At 57.7% G+C, this 24,292-nt stretch carries 24 protein-coding genes; 16 read left to right on the top strand and 8 right to left on the bottom strand.

Translation table 11 applies throughout. The annotated features are described in order from the left end of the window. Window positions 1-131: 131 nt before the first annotated feature. Window positions 132-1,226 (bottom strand): alpha/beta hydrolase, encoded by a 1,095-nt coding sequence (locus KJQ96_RS30975; RefSeq protein ID WP_249734735.1) that lies wholly within the window; start codon window positions 1,224-1,226, stop codon window positions 132-134. Window positions 1,227-1,628: 402 nt separating this feature from the next. Here KJQ96_RS30975 and KJQ96_RS30980 point away from each other — a divergent pair, with 402 nt between their 5' ends. From KJQ96_RS30980 to KJQ96_RS30995, 4 genes are all read left to right on the top strand, one after another. Beyond that, window positions 1,629-2,204 (top strand): DUF1003 domain-containing protein, encoded by a 576-nt coding sequence (locus tag KJQ96_RS30980; protein WP_213290153.1) that lies wholly within the window; start codon window positions 1,629-1,631, stop codon window positions 2,202-2,204. Window positions 2,205-2,566: 362 nt separating this feature from the next. Then, window positions 2,567-3,262, top strand: a complete 696-nt coding sequence (locus KJQ96_RS30985) for an ABC transporter substrate-binding protein (RefSeq protein ID WP_213290154.1) — start codon at window positions 2,567-2,569, stop codon at window positions 3,260-3,262. Then, window positions 3,235-3,399, top strand: coding sequence for an ABC transporter substrate binding protein (locus KJQ96_RS41470; protein ID WP_213290155.1), 165 nt, complete (start codon window positions 3,235-3,237; stop codon window positions 3,397-3,399). The genes KJQ96_RS30985 and KJQ96_RS41470 overlap by 28 nt, the downstream gene beginning before the upstream one ends. 543 nt (window positions 3,400-3,942) lie before the next feature. Beyond that, on the top strand, window positions 3,943-6,063 hold the full coding sequence (locus KJQ96_RS30995; protein ID WP_213290156.1) for an MASE1 domain-containing protein: 2,121 nt from the start codon (window positions 3,943-3,945) through the stop codon (window positions 6,061-6,063). Here KJQ96_RS30995 and KJQ96_RS31000 read toward each other — a convergent pair. Next, window positions 6,058-6,720: a response regulator transcription factor gene (locus KJQ96_RS31000; RefSeq protein ID WP_213290157.1), complete on the bottom strand. Its 663-nt coding sequence runs from the start codon at window positions 6,718-6,720 to the stop codon at window positions 6,058-6,060. The two genes, KJQ96_RS30995 and KJQ96_RS31000, sit on opposite strands and share 6 nt — an antisense overlap. Window positions 6,721-7,287: 567 nt before the next feature. On the opposite strand from KJQ96_RS31000, the gene opgC reads away from it, so the two are divergent. The 3 genes from opgC to KJQ96_RS31015 all read left to right on the top strand — a co-directional run bounded on the left by opgC (window position 7,288) and on the right by KJQ96_RS31015 (window position 9,764). Beyond that, complete coding sequence (opgC, locus tag KJQ96_RS31005; RefSeq protein ID WP_249734737.1) at window positions 7,288-8,685, top strand: OpgC domain-containing protein; 1,398 nt, start codon at window positions 7,288-7,290, stop codon at window positions 8,683-8,685. 43 nt (window positions 8,686-8,728) lie between these two features. Continuing rightward, window positions 8,729-8,983, top strand: coding sequence for a hypothetical protein (locus KJQ96_RS31010; RefSeq protein ID WP_213290158.1), 255 nt, complete (start codon window positions 8,729-8,731; stop codon window positions 8,981-8,983). A 361-nt stretch (window positions 8,984-9,344) separates the two neighbouring features. Further along, the gene (locus tag KJQ96_RS31015) at window positions 9,345-9,764 is read left to right on the top strand and encodes a hypothetical protein (protein WP_213290159.1); all 420 of its coding nucleotides are present in this window, start codon (window positions 9,345-9,347) and stop codon (window positions 9,762-9,764) included. Window positions 9,765-12,071: 2,307 nt separating this feature from the next. On the opposite strand, the gene KJQ96_RS31020 is transcribed toward KJQ96_RS31015, so the two are convergent. Next, window positions 12,072-12,284 (bottom strand): hypothetical protein, encoded by a 213-nt coding sequence (locus KJQ96_RS31020; RefSeq protein WP_213290160.1) that lies wholly within the window; start codon window positions 12,282-12,284, stop codon window positions 12,072-12,074. 587 nt (window positions 12,285-12,871) lie between these two features. Between KJQ96_RS31020 and KJQ96_RS31025 the strand changes: the two genes are divergently transcribed. After that, a complete protein-coding gene (locus KJQ96_RS31025; RefSeq protein ID WP_249734740.1) occupies window positions 12,872-13,111 on the top strand; it encodes a DUF6894 family protein in 240 nt (79 codons plus the stop codon). Window positions 13,112-13,135: 24 nt separating this feature from the next. Here KJQ96_RS31025 and KJQ96_RS31030 read toward each other — a convergent pair whose 3' ends face one another. Both KJQ96_RS31030 and KJQ96_RS41835 read right to left on the bottom strand, forming a co-directional pair. After that, window positions 13,136-13,285, bottom strand: coding sequence for a hypothetical protein (locus KJQ96_RS31030; RefSeq protein ID WP_213290161.1), 150 nt, complete (start codon window positions 13,283-13,285; stop codon window positions 13,136-13,138). Beyond that, complete coding sequence (locus KJQ96_RS41835; protein ID WP_309142491.1) at window positions 13,282-13,425, bottom strand: hypothetical protein; 144 nt, start codon at window positions 13,423-13,425, stop codon at window positions 13,282-13,284. The genes KJQ96_RS31030 and KJQ96_RS41835 overlap by 4 nt, the downstream gene beginning before the upstream one ends. A 362-nt stretch (window positions 13,426-13,787) precedes the next feature. Between KJQ96_RS41835 and KJQ96_RS31040 the strand changes: the two genes are divergently transcribed. Further along, a complete protein-coding gene (locus KJQ96_RS31040; protein ID WP_213290163.1) occupies window positions 13,788-14,018 on the top strand; it encodes a hypothetical protein in 231 nt (76 codons plus the stop codon). Beyond that, window positions 14,018-14,221, top strand: coding sequence for a hypothetical protein (locus KJQ96_RS31045; RefSeq protein WP_213290164.1), 204 nt, complete (start codon window positions 14,018-14,020; stop codon window positions 14,219-14,221). The genes KJQ96_RS31040 and KJQ96_RS31045 overlap by 1 nt, the downstream gene beginning before the upstream one ends. A gap of 405 nt (window positions 14,222-14,626) precedes the next feature. Here KJQ96_RS31045 and KJQ96_RS31050 read toward each other — a convergent pair whose 3' ends face one another. Beyond that, on the bottom strand, window positions 14,627-14,923 hold the full coding sequence (locus KJQ96_RS31050; protein ID WP_213290165.1) for a hypothetical protein: 297 nt from the start codon (window positions 14,921-14,923) through the stop codon (window positions 14,627-14,629). Between the two features lie 354 nt (window positions 14,924-15,277). Here KJQ96_RS31050 and KJQ96_RS31055 point away from each other — a divergent pair, with 354 nt between their 5' ends. The 4 genes from KJQ96_RS31055 (at window position 15,278) to KJQ96_RS31075 (ending at window position 18,665) form a co-directional block, all read left to right on the top strand. Next, complete coding sequence (locus KJQ96_RS31055) at window positions 15,278-15,556, top strand: DUF2934 domain-containing protein (protein ID WP_213290166.1); 279 nt, start codon at window positions 15,278-15,280, stop codon at window positions 15,554-15,556. A gap of 98 nt (window positions 15,557-15,654) precedes the next feature. Continuing rightward, window positions 15,655-15,813 carry a DUF3606 domain-containing protein gene (locus KJQ96_RS31060; RefSeq protein WP_213290167.1) on the top strand — a complete coding sequence of 53 codons (159 nt, stop codon included), beginning with the start codon at window positions 15,655-15,657 and terminating at the stop codon, window positions 15,811-15,813. A 1,236-nt stretch (window positions 15,814-17,049) separates the two neighbouring features. Next, entirely contained in the window at window positions 17,050-18,153 is a 1,104-nt protein-coding gene (locus KJQ96_RS31070; protein WP_213290169.1) for a tyrosine-type recombinase/integrase, read from the top strand. 56 nt (window positions 18,154-18,209) lie between these two features. Further along, complete coding sequence (locus KJQ96_RS31075) at window positions 18,210-18,665, top strand: hypothetical protein (RefSeq protein WP_213290170.1); 456 nt, start codon at window positions 18,210-18,212, stop codon at window positions 18,663-18,665. Here the strand turns inward: KJQ96_RS31075 and KJQ96_RS31080 are convergent. Further along, window positions 18,646-18,858, bottom strand: coding sequence for a hypothetical protein (locus KJQ96_RS31080; protein ID WP_213290171.1), 213 nt, complete (start codon window positions 18,856-18,858; stop codon window positions 18,646-18,648). The two genes, KJQ96_RS31075 and KJQ96_RS31080, sit on opposite strands and share 20 nt — an antisense overlap. After that, window positions 18,855-20,054 (bottom strand): site-specific integrase, encoded by a 1,200-nt coding sequence (locus KJQ96_RS31085; protein ID WP_213290172.1) that lies wholly within the window; start codon window positions 20,052-20,054, stop codon window positions 18,855-18,857. Before KJQ96_RS31085 ends, KJQ96_RS31080 begins: the two co-directional genes overlap by 4 nt. A gap of 997 nt (window positions 20,055-21,051) precedes the next feature. Here KJQ96_RS31085 and KJQ96_RS31090 point away from each other — a divergent pair. Beyond that, the gene (locus KJQ96_RS31090) at window positions 21,052-21,201 is read left to right on the top strand and encodes a hypothetical protein (RefSeq protein WP_213290173.1); all 150 of its coding nucleotides are present in this window, start codon (window positions 21,052-21,054) and stop codon (window positions 21,199-21,201) included. A gap of 16 nt (window positions 21,202-21,217) precedes the next feature. Beyond that, a complete protein-coding gene (locus KJQ96_RS31095) occupies window positions 21,218-23,554 on the top strand; it encodes a DUF4238 domain-containing protein (RefSeq protein WP_213290174.1) in 2,337 nt (778 codons plus the stop codon). The last annotated feature ends 738 nt before the right edge of the window (window positions 23,555-24,292 follow it).

A 24,292-nucleotide genomic window follows, 5' to 3' on the forward strand; every position in this document is an offset into this window, starting at 1 on the left:
GACGCATTCGCGACGGCAGCACGTGACCCAGAACGGAAGTCGGGCGCTCATAACGTAGTATATGACGCTGCCGCTTGCCTGTTGGATTGACGAGAACTGTGCGACGGCGTTGTCAAACGCAGCCGGTATTGTTAGTTCCGGCGTGCCCAATTGAGGAAGAATTGCACTTCCTGGAAAAGCTGCATCCGGTTCTTCTCCAGCATAACGAAATGCGATCCCTCGCCGATCTCGACAAACCGCTTGTTCGGGCTACTCGGAAGCTTGTGGAAGAGCGCTTGTGCACTCTGGCTGGGAGTCACCCGATCCCACTCAGCGACGACCACCAGGGTCGGAATCTTAATCCTCCCGGGGTCGTAGTATGCCTTGCCCGCGTCCCAATAATTGCGGTTGTCCTGGAAAACGCCCGCTGGGCTGCGCAGCACCGGCGGCTCTTGCTTTGAACCGATCGGATCGCTGGCCAATGCGGCAGCCGACCATGCTTCGAACCAGCTCGCTGGCATCAAATCGTTCTTGCGATCGTCGGGTGCGCCAGCCTGCAAGCGCTCCCGCGCGGTCGCCATTGGCGCCGCAACATAAGCCCCTAATGGGGGAGGCGCAGTTTGCGGTGGCGGTGAGGTCCTTAGCCACGTTGGTGCATAGAGCACGAGCCGGTCGACCCTGTCATTGTGGTCGGCGGTGTAAGCGCCCATGATCACGGCCCCCCACGACCAGCCCATGAGACTGAGCTTAGGCACACCTCGTCGCTGACGGATGAAGTCGATCGCTGAACCGACGTCCTTAATAGCCACATCAGTCGTAGCGAAAGGAGGATTGTTGGCAGCTGGCTGATCCATTTCCGGCGGACGCGTGGATCGGCCGTAGCCGCGCACATCGACCAAATACACATCCCAACCATGCTGGGCGATGTAGTCCATCCAGGACAGTCCCTCTAGCGGAAGGTCAAAGGTCGCCTCCGACGGTTGCGTCGCACCGTGAACGAACAGCAACGTTTTCTCAGACCTAAACTGCTTCAAATCCTCCGGCCGTTTGTTTCTGACGTAGAGCTTTATTCCAGGATCGACGGCATCGATCATGAACTGCTCAGTCACCAGCTTTTGCGCTGGATCGGCCGCAAATGCGGACTTGGGCTCAGCGGCCTCGGTCTTTGCGAGTTGCGTGGCCAGCACGATACCGCCGAGGGCGAAGGTGCTGCTGCAGAGCGCCTGACGTCTGGTGATCATCATCATCTTCCTCCCTGCTTTGGGGCCGGATGACGGTCCCGGGCCAGCCGGAGGTCGCGCCAGGAGACCCCGGCGACCGCAGTCTACTCCCTCAGGCCGCTATCAGTGAGGAAGATCGCGACCCCGCGGCGTTGTGTCCGGTCTTGGGGAACGAAGAGGAACATCAGATGAAAGGTCGCTTGTGGCCCAAGGCTGCCGAATTTGGTGCTACAGTAAGTGGTCAGCTATTTGGGTCACAGCGGCCGTGGCGCTGACGCATTCGGGAAGGCAGCACGTGACCCGCAGCGGTCGATGTGGGGTGGCGCTGATATCCGGTTCGACCTTTGGATCGACGGTTCTGCGCTGTGAGGTGCGTCATGATCCGGCCAAGTAATAGGAACCGTCCTCAGGCGCGCCCGTTTCCCACGCATGAAGAAACCCTTAGCGCCTCGCCCAGAAGCTGCGCCGGGGCTGACGCCGGCTCTCGAACGGAACATCCACGCGCTAGTCGAACGGAGGAAGCGCGAGCAATCCGATGCGTCTATTCAGCAAAAGGTCGCCGATGCGATAACTTCGTTCACCGGCAGCATGCAGTTTGTTTACCTACACTTATTTGCTTTTGGATTTTGGATAGCCGCAAACGTCCGGTGGCTCCCAGGAATTTCACCATGGGATGAAAGCTTTGTAGTGCTCGCTATGATCGCTTCTGTAGAGGCAATCTTTCTTTCGACCTTTGTATTGATCTCTCAGAATCGAATGGCGGCCGAAGCGGATAGACGGGCGGAGTTGGATCTGCAGATCAGTCTCCTCACTGAACATGAGATTACAAAGGTAGTCGCGCTACTGAATGAGATGGCCCCCAAAATGGAGATCGATCCCCGGCAGAACGAAGAGCTTCAGGAAGCTGCCTCAGATATCGCGCCGGAGCGAGTTCTCGATAAGATCGACCAAGGGCTAAGTGGGCGCAACAACGCTCCTGCCGCGAGAAGCCAAAAGCCGGAATGACCGTTTCTGCCCCTCAGCCGAGCTACCTGTGAGCGGCCGCGAAAGGACGCTTTCGGAGGAGAAGCGGACCTGAGGAGCTGAGCGGTCGGACTGCCGCTTGTGACCCATCTGAGACATCAGGCCCTGATACCGTTTGATGCCGTTTGCTTGCCATTTTTGGTTCGCCGCTCATTCGCAAGGTGTTAGATTAGATTTTGAGATGAACTAAATGAGCGTGTCCGGATGCAGCGGCGCGAGTTCATAGCAGTTCTTGGCGGCATGGTGGCAGCTTGGCCGCTTGCCGTAAGTGCGCAGAAACCGCTGCCCCGGATTGGGTGGTTAGTATTTGGCGACCCCAAAAATTGGGACCAGTCGATCAGTCGTTGAAGGACGCACTCGCACAGGCCGGTCTCCTCGACGGCCGCAACATCGAAATCGTCTTCCGCTATGCGCACGGTATGCCGGATCGACTTGCGGAATTGGCCACCGAACTCGTCGCGCAAAGGCCCAACGTTCTGCTCGCTGTCGGCGGTGATGTTATCAAGCCACTGTTTGAGGCAAGTAAAGGTAGCATACCCCTCGTCGGTGGCGTTAGCGATAGCCCTATCCGGTCGGGACTTGCCGTGTCTCTTGCTCAACCAAGTAAGAACTTCACTGGGATCACGTTTCTTACGGATGAAATGGCGGCGAAGCGGAAAGAACTGCTCAAGCAGGTGGCACCCAACGTCAGGAAGGTTGCGGTGATATTCAATCCGCAGCATTTCGATGACGAAGTGACTTTTGCACGGCGCGGAGCCGAATCGCTCGGCCTTGAGCTAACGACCCACCCGATAAACAAGATCGCCGATCTCGATGCTGCGCTGCAGGGGGTGGGTGCAAGCGGCGCCGATAGCCTGCTCGTCATCTCGTCACGCCTTACTGGCATTGTTGCCGCTAGAATCGCACAACACGGCCAAGAGCGTCGTCTTCCAGTGCTTGCGTCGTGGCGGGAATTCACAGACAGCGGTGCTTTGCTATCCTACGGGCCGAGTCGGATTTTGAGGCCAAACGTTTGGCGGGCTATGTGCAAAAGGTCTTAAACGGGGAGAAGCCGGCAGATTTGCCTATCGAGCAACCTGTGAAATTCGAACTTGTTATCAATCTCAAAACCGCCGAAATCCTCGGGCTCACGGTACCGCCTTCATTACTCGGCCGCGCCGACGAGGTGATTGAATGAAGCGGCACATCACTGCAACGCCTGAGTCCGCATCTGGCACCTTCGAGACATGCTGACGGCCTCTGAATTGTCTGCTCTCAGGGTAGATCGGAAGTGATCGCCTGGCAGCCGACATGCATGCGGTATTAGCTTTTGCGGCAGATCAAAAATCTGGGTCGGAACAAGGTGCGTTTTGGCACGTTTGAGACATGTTCGCCGGGCGCCGGAAAGGCCCGTTTGTTGAGGAAGGCCGGACGTGACCGGCACACCGCCAAGCGGTGCTTTTGACCCTTTTCAGGCGGGGCAAAGGCTTACGACCAGTTGCGTGCGCGTTCTGCTTACTCGAAATGGGTTGTTTCCTCAACGAACCCGAATTGCGATGATGCAGGGCAATTGCGGTGGCCGCCGGGGTTGTGGGGCGGCGTTGATTCCTATTAGAGTCAGCGACAGGCCGCTTAGCTCCGAAAAATTGGTGCGACTTTAGTTGCGATCTTTGATCTTTAGCAAGGAGATCAAAAGGTCAGTCATGGTGGACGATCCAACTGCCTGGTCCAGGCGTCGACGATGTCCGATCCACGATCACTGACGCCGGAGATAAATTTCCGCCGAGGCATTAGCTATGCCGGCGGTCTGGTCGCAATTGGAGTGATCTATTTCGCCCTGGCAAAAGGCGGCCTTGCCCTCGCCTCTATTCATCCCAATGCAACGCCAATTTGGCCACCGACGGGTGTCGCGCTGGCGGCGGTGCTGTTGTGGGGATATCGGACTTGGCCCGCAATTTTCACGGCGGCGGTGATCGCCAATGCGACGACCGCCGGCTCGGTTGCCACCGCAATTGCGATTGCGACCGGCAACTCTCTCGAAGCGATTGTTGGCGCTTACCTGATCAATCGATGGTCGAGAGGGTGCAATACGTTTTCGACGCCAAATTCTGTCGCGAAGTTTGCTCTGATTTGCTTCGTGATCGCGACACCGATCAGCGCCAGCATCGGACTGACCAGCCTGGCAACCGCCGGTTACATCGAACGGACCAATTTCGCGAACGCCTGGGTCACATGGTGGCTGGGAGATGTGACCGGCGCGCTGGTCATTGCCCCCGTTATCGTGCTTTGGGCCTCAAGCCACTGCCATGCCTTCAACCGCAATGCATTTTTGGAGACGGTCGGCGTCCTCGCAACAGCGGCGGCTGTTGGACTCATTGCTTTCAGCCCCCTGATCGAGCAAACGCCGAGTCGAGATCCACTGGGTTTTCTTGCGATCCTGCCAATGTTGTGGGCGGCGCTGCGCCGCGGTCCACGTGACACCGCAACGGTTGCGCTGGTGCTTGCGGGCATCACGATTTGGGGGACGCTCACGGGCGGCGGCCCCTTCGCGACCGCGGATCTCAACGTTTCATTCCTGCTGGTGTTGATGTTCTTGATCAGTATTACCGTTCCAAGCCTGTTACTGAGCGCCGACGTCGAGGTGCGCAAGAAAGCGGAGGAAAGTCTGCGCCGCGCGCAGACCGAACTCGAACGGAAGGTTGCAGAGCGTACGCAAGAGTTGGAGCTCGCCAATGCAGCAAAATCGCGCTTTCTTGCCATGGCAAGCCATGATTTGCGGCAGCCATTACATGCACTAGGCCTGTTCGTTGCACAGCTGCGCACGCCGCTCAAATCGGGGGAACGGACAAAGACGATCGAGCGGATCGATGCAACACGCAAAGAAATGGATGAAATGGTCAATTCGCTTCTGGATATTTCCAGGCTCGACGCTGGGATCCTTACACCCAAAATTACCGAATTCCCGATCGCGCGCCTGTTGCAAAAAATTGAGACGACGTTTGATCAGGCAACGCGAGAAAAAGGCTTGCGTCTACGCATTAGGCGAAGTGACGCCTGGGTGCGGAGCGACGCCATGCTGCTCGAACGCATACTGCTTAATCTGGTATCCAATGCTGTGCGCTATACATTGCGGGGCGGGATCATCGTCGGATGTCGTCGGCGCGGTGAAATGTTGCGTATCGAAGTATGGGATAGCGGTCCCGGCATTCCTGAGGATCAGAAGCAGAATATCTTTGGCGAGTTTTTTCGACTTGCTGCCGCAGAAGGAAACCGGTACGGCGGCCTGGGGCTCGGCCTGGCTATTGTCGACAGGCTTCGTCTACTTCTCAACCATCAAATCGACTTAGCTTCGACTGTGGGTCGAGGTTCGCGATTCGCAATTCTGGTTCCGATGGCCAACGAATGCGTCACGTCCACCGAGCCCGTCGACGCACCTCGCCCCGCAGCCTTTGCGGTCGAAGGCAAGGTAATTTTTGTTATTGCCGATGCTCCAATTGTGTTGGAGGAAACGGGCGGATTGCTTGGCAAATGGGGATACTCTGTCCTTACCGCCGAATCCGACGAAGCTGCACTTGTCCGACTTGCTGAGCGCCAACAACGCCCCGATCTTATAATCTCGGACTATCATCTTGCGAGCGGAAAGACCGGGATCCGAGCAATTGAACAAATTAATGCGGCGTTTGGTTCATCGATTCCAGCTATTCTCATCAGCGGCGATACGGCACCTGAACCATTACGTGACGCTAAGGATAGAGGATACATTTTGCTGCACAAGCCTGTCGACCCAATGCGGCTCCGCGCTGTCATGCACGAGCTCTTTATGGATCATGACGATAAGAGAGATACCGGGCCGGCTTTATGACTCAGATTTCGGCGACAATTCCCAGCCCATTTTTCCTACTTTTATTACTGCCTCGGTGCGGCTCGTTACGTTGAGCGCCTTGAGAACGACCGTGATGTGGTTCTTCACTGTCGGCACTGCCATATTGAGGGTCTTGGCAATGACCTTGTTGCTTTTTCCCTTCATCAGGAGCGCAAGCACTTCAATCTGCCGATCGGTCAACCCGAGACCCTTAAGAGAGTCGCGCGTCGCTGGCTTATTTGTAAGCCGCGGAGACGTTGTTTCCTCCAGAATTTCGGAGGGAATGTAAATACCGCCGGAGAACACTAACTTAATGGCATTGAGCATGACCTCTCGTTCGGTCGTTTTCGGGATGAAACCCAGAGCGCCAAGTTTGAAAGCACGCCTGACTGTGTCTTGATCATCCGACGATGAGAGAATGATGATAGCAATGGTCGGATGGCGGCCTCGCAGTTCGCGGAGGACAGAGAAGCCATCTCGATCAGGCAAATTGATATCAAGCAAAATGAGGCTGATGTCGGGATGTTCCTCGACTATGTGCATTGCCTGCCGGCTGTTCGAAGCTTCAAATATGACCGCTTGTCGCTCCAGTTGTTTCAGGACAGCGTGCAACGCCTCGCGAATTAATGCATGATCGTCGACAATAAGAACTTTCATAAAAGAGCTCTCCGTCATCGCACGGAGATCCAATTAAAAAAATCATACACCCACCTTCGGGTCTTTGGCGAGGAAGAGGCTGGCGGAAGACTGGCTTCCGAAACCGTCCATCCTCCATCCTTGGCCCAACCAGCGGTTCACCGTCATGTACTCAAGGTAGGAGCCGAATGCTGTTGTGTGCTGTAATTGTAATCACCTCACAGTAGGACACCGAAAAAGCTACTGCGGACCACGAGACACTTCCCCGATGCGCAATGGCGAAATGTGCATGAAGTGTCTAACGGATGTTGATGCCGAGATCTGTACGGTACTTTGATCCTAGGACCTAGGAACCTCTCTGTGCGGACCTCCGGCTGATTTACACGCTGTGCCGATAACGATTATCGACAACGGATAGCCTCGCTAGGAGGTTCTACCAAGCGCCGCCATATGATCGCTCTCGCAATAGCTTTTGTGGCCGGGTTCGGCGTGAAGCAGTTTTAGACTGCGGCGTTGTTCCGATCCGGCAGCGCAGCGGCGATGTTTTTTGTCAGATTCGGTCCCTCTTGAAGCGTGCTTGCACGCCGGATGGGCAACCAGATGCATGATCGAACTGCCACCCCGAAGCCATCGGTCGGCGAGCTGCCGGAGCTGAAAGGCCAGGGCCGCGACCTGCGCATTGATGCCTGCCGCGGCATCGCGCTGTGGTGCATCTTTCTTGACCATGTCCCCAACAACATCGGGAACTGGCTGACGCTGCGGAACTACGGCTTCAGCGATGCCGCGGAAGTGTTCATGTTCGTCTCGGGCGTAACCTGCGCGCTGGCCTACGGCAAGGCATGGCGCTGCGGGGGCTGGATCAGCGTGATCGGCCGGACGCTGTGGCGAAGCTGGGATATTTATGTCGCATTTCTGCTGCTCACGCTCGCCTGCGCCATTCTGATCCACCTCGCAGGCAGCGGCCGTCTTGCCGACGAGAGCAATACGCGCATTCTGTTGGACCAGCCGGGCGCGACGCTCGCGCACGCGGCGATCTTGCAGTACCGCCCCGTCAACACCGACGTCTTGCCGATCTTCGTACTTCTTCATCTCTTGTTCGCGCCGCTGCTGTGGCTGCTGCTGCGAGCGCCGAACACAACGCTCGGCGCGTCGCTGTTGCTTTACGCACTGGTGCACGTCTTCGGCTGGACCATCCCGGCATGGCCGAACGGCCACTGGGCCTTCAATCCCCTGGCCTGGCAGCTGCTGGTCGTGCTTGGCGCGTGGTGGATGATCGAGGACAAGAGATTCCGGCCGTGGGTGACCTCACGCACCGCGCTTGTGGCTGCGGTTCTCTATCTGGTATTCAGCCTCATCATCGCATTGAGCTGGAGCATCAAACCCCTGGAAGCGCTGGTCCCGCAGGCGCTGCTGACGCTGCTTTACCCGATGGACAAATCGAATCTGCATCCATTGCGACTGCTGCATTTTTTGGCCCTTGCGGTTTTGGTGGTATGGTTCGTGCCTCGCAATTGGCGAGGGCTGACGACGGCAGTGATGCGCGGCGCCATTCTCTGTGGCCAGAACTCGCTGCCAATCTACTGCCTCGGCGTTTGGCTGACGTTCGCCAGCCACCTGGCGCTGCTCGACATCTCGGAGGGGCTGACGATGCAGATCGCGCTCAGTGTTGGTGGCGTCCTGGTGATGATCGTGGCGGCGACGCTGCTGAACTCGATCAAGATCAAACCCAGGCAGCAGCCGCACGCGAAGCCCGCCGACCTGCCCGTTAAGCAGCCAACCAAGTTTGAGCTGGTTGTCAATCTCAAGACAGCCAAGGCGCTCGGCGTTGACCTTCCGCCCACGCTGCTCGCCTCGTGCCGGCGAGGTGATCGAATAAAGATGCTGTTTGCCCCAGTGCGCGAGTCCGGCTGCGGCGCTGATGCAGTGCCAGCAATCGCGCACGCCTCGGGGCCATTAGCGAAAAATGTGGACCAGGATGTGAGTTAGATCGCCAAGTTATTCTTCCAGCTATCGTACAGGAGCCAAGGCCATGATTTCCCACTCAAGGACCCACAAGGGAGCGGTGCTGATCGCGGCGTGGATGGTGTTTGCCTGCGTAGCGGCATTACTGTCGGTCAACCTGACATCACCCACCAGCGCCGCGCTCGGCGCTGACTGGCAGTGCAGCCGGTTTGCGCTCGTGGTCACGACCTGCACCCCGGTGCGTGCACACGAGACCGTTTCCACTGGCGTGCGCAAGCGCAGTACACGACAAACCGGACACCATGCTGCGAATGTCAGCTGAAATCAGCGGACACACTCTGCGACGGCTCCTTTCCTAGTTCGGGTTGGGCTGCCGATACGCTCGGCCAACTCTAACAGCTGCTCGGTCTGACGCTCGGTTGGAAACTCGGCGGATGATATAGCCATCTTGGTCAGGAATTCCTGGAACCAAATCCCATCGGCCGCACCGATCATGAGAACGCATCTTTGGCGCGGTGCATGGCCGGCGACTTCGGGTTCTTCACCTTGATTCAACGCGGTGATCCCAGCCCGATAAGCCCGATCCCGGTGCTTGGAGACCAAGTTCAGTACCTGCTACTGCTCGGGTCCAATTGCCAGTGCCGATGACCCACAGAAACGGGTTTGGGGGAACGGAGGTTCCCATGACCAGTTCGAATGGACGCCGGCCGACACGCCTTTATCGGTTGATCCTAGCTAGCATGATGGGATTGAGTGCGGTTGCCTTTCTCGAGATTGGCACGGCCAATTCGCATGACCCGATGCGACCAGAACTCAATGCGTGGTTCAAGAGCCTCAAGAATAAGGTAGGCGAGCCGTGCTGCGACACGGGCGATGGCCAGCATGTGGAGGCCGAGTGGGATATGACGAAGGGCGGGTATAAAGTCTTATTGAAGGATCCGCATAGGCCAACCGAGCCGGGGCAATGGTTCGACGTGCCGTACTCCGCCGTGATCGACCAGCCGAACCTCAGCGGCATCGCGATGGTTTGGTGGTCGCCGTCCTACATCGATGGAAGAATGACCCCTATATGGCGCTGCTTCATTCCGGGACCGGGGGGATGATCTGAGCAAACACGCCCGTAAATCCGCTGTGGGTCATTGGCGCCGTTCTGACTAACGGACATCGTCAGGACCGGTCCGGCCGGGCCGGTTCGTGCCATTAACGGACGTGAGAAGGTTCAACCGGATGGCCGACGCGCTGGCTCGGTTGGCTACTTCGAATCTGGCACCAATGCGAAGTTTCCAGAGGCCTCCGAAATTATATGCTTATCGGGGCAGACCGGAAGTGGTCAGCGCACGGTAAGAAGGACGCGATTGATGCTGTGGACGGCGCCCACTCTGCGGCATCGAAGTGCCATAGGGTGGTTGCGTTGAAGCAAACCACTTTGAGGGGAGCCGTCCATGGGCGAGGTTAGCACGATTTCAAATGCCTTTGGCGACAACGCCAGCACGATCGCCCTGCTGAAAGCGCAAGGGCCGTAGATCGCTTTGCGGCAACGGTGGGCGTGGGTAGCGAGCGCTTCGCTTACCCGAAGGATTCCAGGAGGCCGCGGTCCGCGCCAAAGATTGTAGCCGGCGAGCGCATCACCGGCGCTGACATCATCCGCGCTCGCACCTTGGAGCTCGCACGGCGCCGACGCGTTCGGCCTGATGTGCATCCATTACGATCAATCGGAGCCGGAGGAGCGAGAGCCGGAGCGCGAACAGATACCGCGGCCGGCGGCCTAGCTCCGGCGGCGGCTCGTGGCAAAGTGTATGAGCCGAGGGCCTCATGCTGCGTGTCGGCCCGATAGCCGACATAGCGGCACGTATATAACGGCTTAAGTTTTTGAAATAACCTAACAATTGTTCGGGGCACGCTCGGTGCAAAGTGCATATTGCAGCCCATCGCACCAGCGGTGATGAGAACGCGCAGTAAGCGCTCCAAGCCCTTCTTCCAGCAGAGAGCAGTTCATGGTCATCAAACGTCGTCGTTTCAAGCAAACTCATTCCCTTGAGGAACGTCTTGCCCAAGATACAGCGCAACTAGTTGAGCAAGCTAAGGTGCTGCCGGACGGTGCCGCGAGGGAGCACATCATGCAGAGAATCCAACAGAACGAGGCTGCCACTCACGTTTGCGGGCTGCTTCGCTCGCCACGACTTCAGCCTGCCAAGTAGGGAGTATTTGGTGGTCAAGTATCAAGCGTACTTTGTAGGTTCGGACGGGCATTTCACGAGCCATCGCGCGTTTTCGTGCTATACGGACGAACAAGCCATCGAGTGGACGAAGCAGCTAATGGATCAGCGGCCGGCGGAGCTTCGGTGCGGCGCGCGCGTGGTAAAGCGTCTCTCTCCTCTGATAGACGGACCGGGACCCTAATCGAGCTTGCATCGGACGGCGCCCCGCCTCCGGTGCTGTAGTTCTAGGAACCCTGGCGCTGCACGAACGTTGTAAGGGCAATCCCCCAACGCGGAGCTTTCCATGCGACAACAGCGCACGCAACGATCGCCTGTGGCGGCGCCAGCGACAACGATCAGGGCGCCGACCGAACTTCCGACAACTGGTTACGCCCTCATTGTCGATGGCCATGCGAAACGAGAGTTCAAACCCAGGATTCTGCTATCCAAGCAGCTCAAGAGTTGAAGACGCGTTTTCCCAACCTCCAGATCAAGGTTTACGATGCGGAAGCAAAGCGGGCTGAGCAGATCGAGATCGAAGTCGCTCCGGCCTAAAGGCGACTGGCAGCACGGGACAATACTCGCGCCATTGGATTCCATGACAAGGTTGGCGCTCGAGGCGAGCGGTGTCATGGGGCTGCGCATGACAAAGCTAATGCTGGGTGGAAAACGAGCGGCGCGGCGAGAGGCCCGTCTAATGGTGAGCGAAAAGATCGATGCCGCGGCCAAGGCGACCGCGAGCCTGATGGGCGGCGCTTCAGCAGAGCAGATAATCAGTCAATACCGAAAGCGTGTCGCCGCCAACGCGAGGCGGCTAGGCAAGATCGGGGTGAGCCGCCCAGCGAAGAGAATACGCCGTCGGCGGAAGTAAACGGGGCAGGGGCTCGCCACCGCTTCTGCAAGGCAGACGGTTCATTCTGGCGGCCAACCCTGAAGGCGAGTAAGGCGCTCGTCAATATCGTTCGGTCCGCATGTATTCGCTGCGCTCAGAGACCAAACGCAAGTCGGGATCGGCACTCAAGGATTGAGAGGCTCCTAGGCGAGGCGAGCTCTCTTGAAGGTTAGCGAAGACAACCCAGGCAATGAAGCCAAACGCAAAAGCTGCCGCGAAAGTCCAAGGATCCCGCACCATGGCGTCCTCATTTCAGGACGTCTAATGCTTAAGAGTGGCCAGCGTTCCTCCGATGCTTCTCTGATGGCGAAGAGGGGCGCCTAATCACTCAGATCGTAATGCTGGCACAACTCGGTAACGATCGCGTCCGCCATCAGTTGTAAATGGTGAGCTTCTCCCGGTTGGTGCGCTTGAACGATGGCGTGCCATCCTGCGTCAGGACCGCGCTGAACAATCACATCAAAATCGCCGGTACCCATTCTCACCTTTACGATTTGCTCCAGGTCCGCCGCCGTTTTCGACTGCTTGTCCATCCCGGTCCCATTAGCCATCAACTAGGGTGCGGATAAGCTTCAGTAGTGCGTGTTTCTCTGGACTGCTGGCGCCGCTCACCAGGAAGCTACCGATTGGCATGTAGGATGTTTGTCCGCCGGAGCTGGGATTCGCCTGATGCTTCACGGCAGGCAAATTGGAAGCTGGGTCGCGTGCAAGAGACCAGGAATCGCTGTTGCTGCTTTCGTACAGAACTCGTTCGAACATGACGAACTAATCGAGCCGGCGATGTTCGGTTCCTGATTCCGGGAGGCCACTTTGAAGTTTGCAAGATGTTGTCCGGGCGGCCTCTTTCATTCGAGCACTTCTCAAGTACGGCGCCACCTGGTCATTGTCAGCGGCCGTACAGACGGAGCCCGCGGTGGCGGCTATTCTGTAAGTCCCCCGGCTGCATGCCCCAAGCCCCAAGCCGGGGGTTTCTCCAAGGTGCGGCGGCCCCGGAGCGTTGCGTATTGCCGGGGCCGCTAGATCCTAATCTGATTTGGGGTGTTCTAATTCCCTTCTGCAACTAAAACGGCATTAGCCTGTTCAATAGCAAGCTAGGGTGCACGAATGCCAAGATACTATTTTGATATCCGCAAGGGGGGACAACTTTACCGCCGATGACGAAGGTCTGGAACTCACCACCCTTGCGGGTGCCCGGGCAGAAGCCGCAGGTGCGATTGCCGATATGGCGAGGGATGCGATCCGTAAGCAATCCAACAAGGGCTGTCCCGATCATCAGTTGGCAATCGAAGTCCGCGATGGTCGCAGACCTGTGCTAGCGGTAAAACTTTCCTTCGAGGTTGATGAACAGAAAGAGGGTTAAGGCCGCACCATTTGGAGGCCTCTTTCATTCCAGCACCTCATACTCCAACGCCACGCCCTCCGGATCGTTTTCCTTGAGCCAGGCTTCGGCAACATCTTGGCTCGCAAAGACCTTGACGTGATCAACGTCGCCAACCTCCTTGCTGGTGTAGACGTATATCCAGACCGTCGTCATTGATCCCTCTTTAGCTTGCGCTTTCCCCAGTGATGACTCTTACGATCGGGATCAAAGACCCGTTCGACGTGCCGGTTCAACGCCCGCATGACGCCGATCCGGGCCAGCATCGTCGGGCCGCCGCTCTCTGCAACGAGCATTAGCGTCTCCATGGCCGCTTGCCATTCCGGCGCGGAGTGCTCGGCTTTCGGTAGCTTCGTGATGTAGCTGGCGGCATCCCTCAACGTGAGGAGCCGTCGGTCATCCGGAAGCGGGATTGGATCCTCAAACGAGGCGGACCAGGGCAATAAAATCTACTCGGGCAATGATCTTGGGTGTTCCGGCCAGCAGACCCTATTCCTAGCGGCTCGTCATCTCGTTCACGCTTTGTACTATTGCCTACACATTATGAAAAGTGCCCGCGAAATCGAAATCTTGTTCAGACGCCTTCGCCTGTACGACCAGCTCGGTCGCCGGGCCGAAGGTCTCATTCGAACAATTCGGAGAGCATTGAAAGAACGCTATGGGGCTAGATCACGTCCATGCCGGAATCGAGCACACGCGCGTCCAGGTCGGAAGGCAGCGTAAGGAGATCCTCCAGCTTCAGCGCGCCGGCATCTCAACAGCATCGGCTGAGCTTCTGCTGCAGAGGATGCTGGCGAAGATCGAAGACCTTTGCGCCGAGCGGGACCGGCTCAGAAAAGAGCAGGGCAGCCCGACCAAGGGGCGCGTTCTCGGTGGCCGGAGCTGGTGATGGGCGAACAATTGAAATGGTACGACGAGAAGGCGGACAACTCGCCCTGGATCAAGGCGCTTGCCGAACTGCGCCGGCAAGCAATGCGAGAGGGCTACTGTTATCAACACGTCCAGGCGATCACGGTTGCGATCGATCAGTACGCAGAGAAGGCGCTAGGCAACCGCGACTACTTCCTCAACAAGCCGTATGGCGTTGGCTGACTACCCGGAGGCTGGCCCCCTACGCCAAAAGGCGTGTACGCTGTGCCGCGGGCCCGCTTGCCATCTCGTCGGCAGCGTCACGCATGACGGTGCGGCAGCGCACGTCGACGATCTTGTCGTCAATCTGCGCGCATTACCTACTTCGGCTGATGAACTGCCACGCAAGGTCTCGGAACCGGACCCAACGGCTAAATGTTATCAATAGCTAGAATTCCAAGCTGCGCACTGCGTATACGCTGCAGGCGGAGGAAAGCTCATGGATACCACCACACTTCTAATTATTTAATTATTGTGCTTGTTATTCTGCTGGTTGGCGGCGGCGGCTGGTACGGCCGAGGACGCTGGTACTAAACGTTAGCTCGATCCGTGGTCAATCTTCACGTCTCGTCTGTCTAAAAGCGCCGATTAGTCGCAGACGCGCTCCCTGCGCGTGATCCTGCGGCCGTCGTCCCGTTCAACCTGGGTAGTCACCGTGCGGCAGCGCGGTCGTGGGCCGATGGTGACACCGCCTGGACCGACGCCAACTGTGGCGTTGGAGTCATAACGCCGACGGTCCCTATAGTCGCGGTCGTCGCGGTCTTCGTAGTGCCGGCCGGTCTGCATATCGACTTGGGCCATTTTGACGCCTTGGGCGTTGGCCGGAGTGACGAGCGGGGCGGTCGTCAGCACCGCTAACGCCACGACAAAAGCGATTTTTATCATGGTGAGTCCTCCCTTGGTACTTGAAGAGGTGTAACGGGCACGAACACTGAGGGGTTCCACTAGGCATTGCGTGGAAGGCTGTGGCCGTTTGATTGCTCACAAAATCAAAAGCCCGCCGGTTCACGCTGGCGGGCCGCTTTCGAGTGAACCTATGGAGCCGCAGAACGACCAACATGTATCCGGGATTTTGTTAGTCCCTCTCGGAGGAGAGATTCAGCGCCGCCAGCGAACGTTTCAACGCTAGGCGGCGTTGCGTTGTCCGGTCCCGTCGTGCGCCGGGCCGCCTAGAATCCTTTTATCAACCCTAGATAAACAAAGCACCGATCTGGACCGTCTTACTTTTGGAGATGGTCGATGGATCAGAGTGACGATCCCCGGGAACTGGAGCGCAAGATTGAACAGGCGGCCCGGATTGCTTCGCGTGTCAGCGATCAGACTACCGTTGAGCGGCTGAGGGCGTGGATTGAGGATCTGAAGCAGAAGCTGCGGCAGCGTCTGGAGACGAGACACACAAAGCAGGCGATCAGTGCACGCGCCCGGGAAATTTGGGAACAGAACGGATGCCCTGCAGACCGGGACTTGGAGTTTTGGCTTCAAGCCGAGTCTGAGATCAGCGAACGCGATCGGCCGTAATCGACTGCTCAGTATCGGCCGCTCAGCCTCCGTGCGTGAATGTCTCGACGTGTCGATCCAGTTGCCATAGCTCAACGTCGTAACCATCAACGAGCTGTTTGGCGAGCAAGCAGGACCAGGCGCGCGTGGCGGGCGGTCAAGACTACGAGGTGCGTTACGAAGCCAAGAAAACCGGACGATCGGCAAGTGCGGTAAAGAAGGCGGTGAAGAAGGTAGGCAGTAGTCGGAAGCGCGTCGAGCAGCGCCTGGGACGTTAGGAACGCGGAAGCGAGAAGTGGAGTTGATGCGCGTCGCAACCCGATGCGACACCTCACCTCCAGGAGGGCCCCAGCACGTCCCCGCTGGGGCCCTTTGCTGCGGACTGCGGCAGTTAGCCAGCCGCGTTCGATCAGCTCAAATCGGGCTTGAAGCCTGCCGGCATCGCCGGGACGTCGTCAGGATCGGCCGGATTTCTATGCAGTTCGGGCACGGTGCGCCGGCGCCGCCGCAACCACAGGCCCTTTCTCCCAAGAACGGCCGATCGAGGTGATTTTCACAAACCCACCGAGTGTTGTCACACCGAGGACAGTACCGCATCGAATTCCGCTCGGTAGCAAAGGAAAACCAATGTCGGTGCGGTCATTGGGTTCCGGCGCCGATGGTGCGGCTAACTTTTGTTGTAGCGAAAGACGGCTATGCGGTGCTGTGATTTTGGCGTGGCCCTTTGTGGGTGAAGGGCTGGCCTCCAGGGGCCTCAGCTTCACGTCCCGAAGCTGGGGCTCTTGGTGCTGGGTAAATAGGTCGCCGCAAGTTTCACGAGCCTTGCTCTATCGATTGCCATTTTGTCCCGAAAATCGTGCTCTAGAGTCGTGGTTCGAACCGACACCTGAATCGATCAGTGCTTCAATGTCGGCGTTTTCAGCACGTATAATTAGTTCGCGATTGGCCCGGCTCCCGCAGAGCCGGGTTTTTCGTTGATAGGTTCTCGCGCCTTCTGGTTATGCACGGGCGCTTACGTCGGCTTTGGGAGCGGTCGAGCGGACCTAGATCGGCCCAAGCTGCAGCCGAGCGGCTGGGGACCTGATGATTGTTGTTCGCGATACCAACGGGCCGGTGTTGGAAGCAAAGTACTCATTCGAAGCTACGCGTCTCGATGGTCCGAAACCGAATTCGTGGTGCCGTAACCGAATTCGGTTTGCCGCTAACCGAATTCGGCCAAATCCCGCAAAGGACCGCCTAGGACTTCTCCGCATTGTCAAAAACGGAGACGTTCGAACATGGATAATAGCGAAACCACCACCGGCTTTGTAAGACTTTCCGGCATTCTTGCGCCACGCGGGCCAATCCCTGTCAGCAAATCAACCTGGTGGGCGGGAGTTAAAGGCGGCCGTTACCCCAAGCCGGTGAAGCTGGGGCCGCGGATCACCGCTTGGCGCGTCGAGGACATTCGGTCGCCTAGTAGATACCCGCTCTCCCAGTCTGAATTGTCACTCTGAACAACGGGAAACGGCGCAATGAAACACAACGAAGAAAACGAGCGGATCAAGCGTGCTTACAGGCTGCACCTGAAGGCCGCTTGCGGGCTTTCTGACGCAAGCATTGACGTTGCTAGCGCCGCCATTCACCGCTTCGAGGAATCCACCGGCTTTCGGTCCTTCAAAAAGTTTCACTTTGAGCAAGCGATTGCGTTCCGTCGCCGGCTCGACGAGGCGCGGAACGAGCGAACGGGTAAACCCCTAAGCAAGGCCACCGCGCTCCAAATCCTGACCGCCTTGCGGGCGTATTTCCTTTGGCTGGCGGCACAGCCGGGTTATCGCAGCCGCATTCGCTATTCCGATGCCGACTACTTCCGTCTCTCCGAAAAGGATGCGCGCGTTGCAAAGGCGACCAAGCCCCGGCCGGTGCCGACGCCGGAACAGATTGAAAGCGTGCTGGAACGCAGTCCAATCGCCACCGTGATTGAGCGACGCAATCGGGCAATTGTTGCGTTCATTTGGTTGACCGGCGTTCGGGATGGGGCGCTTGTCACATTAAAGCTAAAGCATGTGGACCTTGCCAATGAGCTGGTTGACCAAGACCCGCGGGAAGTCAGAACGAAGAACAGCAAGCAATTGCGAACCACCTTTTTCCGTGTCGGCGGCTCCGCGCAGCGGATAGTGGAGGAATGGATTGCGGAACTGAGACGGGACCATCTATGGGGCAACGATGACCCGGTATTTCCAGCCACTGCGATCGGGCAGGACTCAGAACAACACTTCGCCGCGATTGGATTGGCTCGCGCTCATTGGGCGAGCGCTGACGCGGTACAGAAAATCTTCAAACAGCTATTCGTGGGTATCGGCTTGCACGGATTCAATCCGCATAGTTTTCGCCACGCGCTGGCGGCGCTAGGCGAGCGGACTTGCCAAAACCCGGAGCAATTCAAAGCTTGGAGCCAGAACCTGGGCCACGAAGGAGTGCTCACAACGTTTTCTAGCTATGGGCCGGTGTCGGAGCAGCGGCAGGCCGAACTAATCAAAGGCCTCGCCCGGTGCTCTTGCGGACCGGACGAAGCATCCGCGTCTGCGTTGGCTCAAGCCGCTATCGGCGTGCTGCGCCAATTGGGCGTCCGTCCTTGATTCGTAGCAGACTGGAAAGCTAACTTCGCGAAGAAGCGTTTTTGGGGGCGGGCTGCATGAGGATCGCGCGGGGCATGTTGAGGGTTTCGGTTGTTGCCGCTCTGCTAGTGGCAATTGCCGGCGTCGTGACGGCCCATTTCGAAGTGATCAAAAAGCAAGATCGCATTAGAGAAAGCTGGAACGAAGATACGCGGATATGGAAAGGGCTCCGCTGCGGTGGCCAATTTCTTGGAAAGGATATGCGAGAATACACGAACGAATTTGGGGTGATTGATATTGGGCGCGCGGGTTGCTCGAACGGAAGATTTCTCGCAACCTTCGATGAAATCCGAGACGCCATTAACCGGCCCGCCCCGGTGAAGCCGGATAGCGACTATCTCGCGATCTACCTGCCGCATTTGGGGATATGGCCAGTGCTTGCTTTCATTGCCTTCTGTGTGGTCAATCTACTCGGCCTGCTCGCGATCGGCGTTCGCTCAACGGCCAATTGGATCAAGGCAGGCTTTCGGTAAACTCAGTCCTCGTGCGAAACCGTGCGACCCGGCGCGGGCTGTCCCATAGTTCCACCGGATGGCTATCCACGCGTTGCCGCGCGCGCTCCACGAAGGCATCTTCCTCGGTGTCGCAAACTAGGACGATCGTCTGCAATACCTGACCCTCGAATGACAGCACAAAGGCGAGGTACTCTTTCAAATCGGCGCTCAATCAGTCTTGCGACGCTTCAGCGGGACCACCGTGTTGCCCTGCGAGGCGGAGCAGAAAATAGACCAAGCATCCATCAGCCCGCGCCGCTTTTCGAGTGCATCGCCGCGGCGATAAGCCCGCTCCGTTTCATCGCCAACCAGATGGGCGAGGGCGGCTTCTGCCACTTCGCGGGGAAAAGCCGTGCGTTCACCGGACCAATCGCGGAAGGCGCTCCGGAAGCCGTGCACGGTGGCGTCAATCTTCGCGCGGCGCAGGACCATTTCCAGCGCCATCACCGAAAGTGGGCGGTTGGCCTTACTGCCCGGAAAAATGAAATCCGAAACCTTGCGGGCCTGCATCGCTTTGAGGATTTGCACTGCGCGGTCGGAAAGCGGAACGCGGTGTTCGCGCCCGCCCTTCATTCGGGTGGCCGGCACCGTCCAAATTCGCGCGTTCAGGTCTACTTCACACCATTGCCCGCCCATAACCTCACCGGACCGCGCCGCAGTCAGGATGGCGAATTCCAGCGCTGCGGGAGCGATGCCGGGCATTTGGCCAAGCTGCTTTGAAAATTCGGGCACGTCGTCGAAAGCCATCGCCTTGTGATGCCCTCGCGTCAGCTTCTGGCGCTTGGGAAGCAGCGCGTCGAGGTGACCACGCCACCGGGCCGGGTTCTCGCCCGAACGCATCCCGCGGGCCTTAACGAAATCCAGGGTGCGTTCAATGCGACCGCGGAGCCGGGAGCCAGTTTCCGGCTTGGTCAGCCACAGAGGCTTCAGGACGCGCAGGACATCATCGGTGGTGATGTCGGCCACTGTTTTGGTGGCGATCGGCGCACAATAGACGGTGAGGGTCATATTCCATTGAGCGCGGTGCTTGGCATTGCGCCACGCGGGCGACATGCTTTCAACGAGCGCGCTGGCGGCTTCCGCAAACGTCATGGTGGCGGGCTTCTGCCGGGCCGTGAGAGGATCAAGACCGCTGGCAAGCTGCTGGCGCGCGTTCGCAGCCAACTTGCGGGCTTGAACCAAGGGCACATCGCGCACGGAGCCAAGCCCCATTTCGCGACGCCGGCCACCTGCTTTGTACATGAACAGCCATGATCGGCCGCCGCTTTCGGTGACGTTCAGGTAAAGCCCTGCGCCATCGGAATGGCGACCCGGTTTGCTTACCGTCTCAACCTTGCGAGCACTCAGCTTATTGATTTGGCGTCCCATGATCTTCCCCACCGGCTTCCCCACCGAAATGGGCGGATCATAGCGGATGCGGCTGGACGAGGGAATGCAGGAAAGGCTTAGTTCTACGGGGGTTTCGCGCGAGCTTTGTACTGCCTAAAACCGTGCTGGACGCTAATTTGGCGGACACTCTCTCCGCCAGCCCGGCTGAAGGCGCGCATTCTCTGCCCGAACTTGTTGGCAATTAAGCCCACTGGCAGCAGCGATTTCTCATTCGGACTCCGGACCTCAAATCGGCAGAGCCTGCCTATTCTTCTCCGAATGGCCCATCTATCTCCGGAGCTCTGGACTCTGCGGCTTCGGTACGGTTCTCAAAATTCGTATGTTTCGAGAGTCTTATGAATTGCAGTGAAGTGGGGTTCTGTGGCTCCTCTCGGACAAGCAATAGCATCCGATGTCGAAATTTGTTCGAATGCTCCCGCCCCAGCCACCCATTCCTGCGTTCGGCCAGGCTTCCCAAGAGACGCGAGAATGAGCCGGAAATCCGGGCTTTTCGCGCACTCGCTTTCGTCTCTGGACCCCCGGTTTGCCGAGGTGAAGGCGGAAATGGGCGAAAGTCTCCGGCCTTCTCCGCGAATATTCCCGTTTTTGAGAGACTATTGGCAGAGACCGGTTTGATCACGACTGCCGCCCGAGGTGAATGACTTGAAGCAGGCAGTTTCCGGTAGGCAGCACATGCCGAATATAGATGCGTTCACTCGGGCGCGCATCATTCGAGAAAGATCACGCCGGTCTGGCGCGTGCCAAGGCGAACGGGTCCGCGCAGCGAGCTCGGCAGCACTGAGAAATCCGTGGTGCTGTCGGCTACATCTTGCCATCGATGATTGCGGAGCCAGCGCTGATCAGGAAGGCATCGCCGGCGACCTTCCTGAAGCGGAGTTTCCGCTCACGGCAGCACCAATCGTATAATACGTCTGGAGACAACTTGGGGACGTGTCGGTAATCCTCGTCGAGTATCCATAGGAATCTCCGATCGCATATGGCAGAACATCAGAACCAGCATTACACGCCTCGTTGTTTGTTGAAGCTGTTCACGCTCAACGGCGGCGACAGGGCAATCAATTTATATGCGATCAAGGCCAATAAGCTCATCGCTGGTGCGCCAGCACCGCTTAGCAAATCGCAATGATCAACGAATAGCGGCCGTGTCGATCACCCGAAACAACAACTACGTCCCGCAATGGTACCAGGAGGGATTCTTCGAGCCTGGGCGCTCGTCGCTCGCCTATGTCGACTTGACGCCGGATAGGAAAGAGCTTCCAGACGGCCGCGTGATTATCCAGCGGGGCTCGTGGGACGATACGCCTACCTCGAAAGCGTTTCGCCAAAAGGACCTTTACTCGACCTTCTTCGGAACGTCCGTCAACGATGAGATTGAGCGCCATCTGTTCGGTGATATCGACCGTAGGGGCTCGAAAGCCGTTCGCGCATTCGCAGGCACAGATAAGCGGGAATGGCATCAGGAGTTCCAAACGCTGTTTGAATTTCTAGACATTCAAAAGGTCCGCACGCCGAAAGGCCTGGATTGGCTACAGGCCCAGTACCCCGCTCTGTCGCAGAACGAGCTGATGTTCGAGATGCAGGGCATCCGCATGTTGCATTGCTCTATCTGGGTCGGTGGAGTGCGTGAGATCGTCTCTGCTGAAGATGCCGAGGTAAAGTTCATCGTCAGCGACCATCCCGTGACGATCTACAATCACGCTGTCCCTCCTACGGAAAGGACTTGTGCATACCCGCTTGATCCTGGAATCGCATTGAGGGGGTCTCAGACAATTTACCCGCTGAACCGCGACTTTTGCTTGATCCTCACGAACCTGGAATACGCGAAGGACCCGAGTACGAGTCCGCTCGTAAAGAGAACGTTCCCGCGCAACTTTCAACAGTCCTTGACCAGGGCCGACGCGTTTATACGCACGCGAAAGCTCTCCGGGGAGGAAGTCGCGCAGGTCAACTTCGTAATTAAAGCCCGCGCCCGTCGCTATATCGCTGCCGGCCGCAAGGAGTGGCTGTTCCCCGAAAGGACCGTGTCACAGCCGTGGGGGGAGCTCCGGAAAGTATTCTACCCACCCAAAGGGGGCTTGTTCCACTTCGGCGGCGAGATATTCGTCAAGTACGAGAGCGGCGATCTCCACTATCAAGACGAGTTTGGAAGAACCGAGAAGCCGCGAGACTACCTGATCAAGAAGGTGCCGGATAAACCCCCGCGCCCGGGAGATGGATGCGGTTGTGGGTCGGGGAAGGTGTTCAAGGAGTGCTGCCAATCCAGACCGGAGGCGCTGCGCCCCGCCTGGAATGAGCGCAGCATCCGCGAACGAAATCTTATGCTGCAAAACGGGATCATAAATGTCCTGGAGCTCAACTCCGAAAAGGACTGGGTTCAGGTTCGTCGTGAGCTGACTGACGATAAAATCAGCAAAATTTATAAGCTGTACGAGGGCCTCTGGCCGCTCGAGACTGACTTGCTGGCGCTGTTGCCGAAGCCCGACGGCGTGGCTCGTGCGGTCTACACTGGCTCGATCCACCCGTCGTCTATCACTGATTTCGCGCTAACGGCCCCGCTATACTTTGGCGAGCTGATCGTAGCGCATCCGTTCATCCACTCTGGAACAATGGCAAAAGAGTACCGCCCGACGGAAAACCCCAGGTCCTACCGTCAGGACTTTCTGAAGACAGTCATGTTTTTCCTGAACGTCATGCCACTCGTAGACCTCGGCTTGATTAATCTCATACCCGACCCTTGCGATTTCGATTTCCATCTCCGCCAACAGATGATGAGCATGGCCAAGGCCCGGTCAGCCTCGATACATTTTGACCCGAAGAGTGACCCTCACTTGTACAAGCAGATGGAAGAAGACAACAGGCGCAGCGTGATGTTGATGCCGCCGGACGCAATGCGCAGGAAGCTCCGCAGACTTATGCCGCATCTGACTGAGGCTCAGGTCGAGGCGGCGATGCGCTACACCGAGCGGGCCAAGGAGGAAGATCCCTTGGCCGTTCTCCAAGAAGGTTCTCTGGAAGGCGGCAAAGACGGCGGGCAGATGAACATGTTCAAGCTCGCGCCGAATTTCGAGATGACGATGTACCTGGCCCAGGCGACCGGAGCCAGTATTGTCACGGATAGCCCCTTCCGTTGGAAGGAAATTGATAGAGCCATACGTCAGCGCTTCAAAGCGTCGAGTCCCGGTCTCGGCGCGCTCTTGAGCGAAATCGAGCGTTCTAAATTCGCCTTTCCGCAGAACGTGACGGATGTTGTCGACGCTGCCTTGGCAAAGACTGGCGCCGGCTATCCTGATTTGTTTCGGGACCTCTTCAAGTATCTTCATAAGGTTGAAGACCGCGGGGCGAAGCCCAATAGAGAAGCGCAAATGGTCGGCCGGTTCGCCAAAACACATTCAACAGCCCAAAACGCTTCAAAAGTCGGGCGTTTCCGTAAAGGACGGCCGCATTTCGTGTGTCTTCCCGCCGGGAGGTATCCAGGATAACACCGTCAACCGCCTTCTCTTGATGTCGAGCTCTGAGAGGCACTTGTCGAGTGTACCGATGGCCTTCTTCATCGAAGAACCCGCCGACGAAATCTTGATTGGCGCGAAGGGGCCGCTGTCACCATAGCCCGCTCGTTTTTGACTTTTACTTAAAGCGTGCTATATTGCAGCTAATGCAGGGACGGGATGTCATTGCATAGGCAAGCTAGACCGGGATGGTCGCCTGTCGCTACTGCTCGGGGACGGGATGTTCCTGGGTTCTCCCTTAAAACTATTAACTGCTACACGTGTTGCCGAATCGCAATCGGCTCAGCGCTGGGTCTCTCTTCGGAGTTACCCAAATGAAAGTGGTCCTAACCATCGATGTAGGGCGGCTGGCGCTCGCGCTCGTCATGTACCTACAGATGATGCAGTAAGCGAAACGCCCGGCATTCGCGCCGGGCGTTTTTCTCACTTAGGCGTTGTACGTCTGGCGTCTTTCCGTGATGGCGCGCGCATGTGCAACTCCCGGCAGGCGCTCCACGCAATCGGCGATAGCGGACACAATCCGGTTGTAAGTTTCCACGTGCAAAATGTTTTTGCCTTTTTGCAAGCGACGTCAACGTTCCATAACGTTCGATAGACGAGTTAGATCAGAGTTACCGTGATAGCGCACCAGCTTTCACGATGCAGCTACCGGTCATAGGTGAAGAAGTTCCACCTGAGATTATTCCCGATAGCACCGTTGCGAGTGGGCGC

The organism is Bradyrhizobium sp. sGM-13, from assembly GCF_018398875.1.
In the GTDB taxonomy this organism is placed as follows: domain Bacteria; phylum Pseudomonadota; class Alphaproteobacteria; order Rhizobiales; family Xanthobacteraceae; genus Bradyrhizobium.

Bases quoted from the DNA above. Each gene is read 5' to 3' on its own strand.
- KJQ96_RS31010 (WP_213290158.1), top strand. From the start codon at position 8,729: ATGATTTCCCACTCAAGGACCCACAAGGGAGCGGTGCTGATCGCGGCG.
- KJQ96_RS31030 (WP_213290161.1), bottom strand. From the start codon at position 13,285: ATGACGACGGTCTGGATATACGTCTACACCAGCAAGGAGGTTGGCGAC.
- KJQ96_RS31015 (WP_213290159.1), top strand. From the start codon at position 9,345: ATGACCAGTTCGAATGGACGCCGGCCGACACGCCTTTATCGGTTGATC.
- opgC (WP_249734737.1), top strand. From the start codon at position 7,288: ATGGGCAACCAGATGCATGATCGAACTGCCACCCCGAAGCCATCGGTC.
- KJQ96_RS30980 (WP_213290153.1), top strand. From the start codon at position 1,629: ATGAAGAAACCCTTAGCGCCTCGCCCAGAAGCTGCGCCGGGGCTGACG.
- KJQ96_RS31050 (WP_213290165.1), bottom strand. From the start codon at position 14,923: ATGATAAAAATCGCTTTTGTCGTGGCGTTAGCGGTGCTGACGACCGCC.
- KJQ96_RS31090 (WP_213290173.1), top strand. From the start codon at position 21,052: ATGGCAGAACATCAGAACCAGCATTACACGCCTCGTTGTTTGTTGAAG.
- KJQ96_RS31070 (WP_213290169.1), top strand. From the start codon at position 17,050: ATGAAACACAACGAAGAAAACGAGCGGATCAAGCGTGCTTACAGGCTG.
- KJQ96_RS31055 (WP_213290166.1), top strand. From the start codon at position 15,278: ATGGATCAGAGTGACGATCCCCGGGAACTGGAGCGCAAGATTGAACAG.
- KJQ96_RS31075 (WP_213290170.1), top strand. From the start codon at position 18,210: ATGAGGATCGCGCGGGGCATGTTGAGGGTTTCGGTTGTTGCCGCTCTG.
- KJQ96_RS31020 (WP_213290160.1), bottom strand. From the start codon at position 12,284: ATGGACAAGCAGTCGAAAACGGCGGCGGACCTGGAGCAAATCGTAAAG.
- KJQ96_RS31040 (WP_213290163.1), top strand. From the start codon at position 13,788: ATGGGGCTAGATCACGTCCATGCCGGAATCGAGCACACGCGCGTCCAG.
- KJQ96_RS31000 (WP_213290157.1), bottom strand. From the start codon at position 6,720: ATGAAAGTTCTTATTGTCGACGATCATGCATTAATTCGCGAGGCGTTG.
- KJQ96_RS41835 (WP_309142491.1), bottom strand. From the start codon at position 13,425: ATGCTCGTTGCAGAGAGCGGCGGCCCGACGATGCTGGCCCGGATCGGC.
- KJQ96_RS31085 (WP_213290172.1), bottom strand. From the start codon at position 20,054: ATGGGACGCCAAATCAATAAGCTGAGTGCTCGCAAGGTTGAGACGGTA.
- KJQ96_RS31045 (WP_213290164.1), top strand. From the start codon at position 14,018: ATGGGCGAACAATTGAAATGGTACGACGAGAAGGCGGACAACTCGCCC.
- KJQ96_RS30975 (WP_249734735.1), bottom strand. From the start codon at position 1,226: ATGATGATGATCACCAGACGTCAGGCGCTCTGCAGCAGCACCTTCGCC.
- KJQ96_RS30995 (WP_213290156.1), top strand. From the start codon at position 3,943: ATGTCCGATCCACGATCACTGACGCCGGAGATAAATTTCCGCCGAGGC.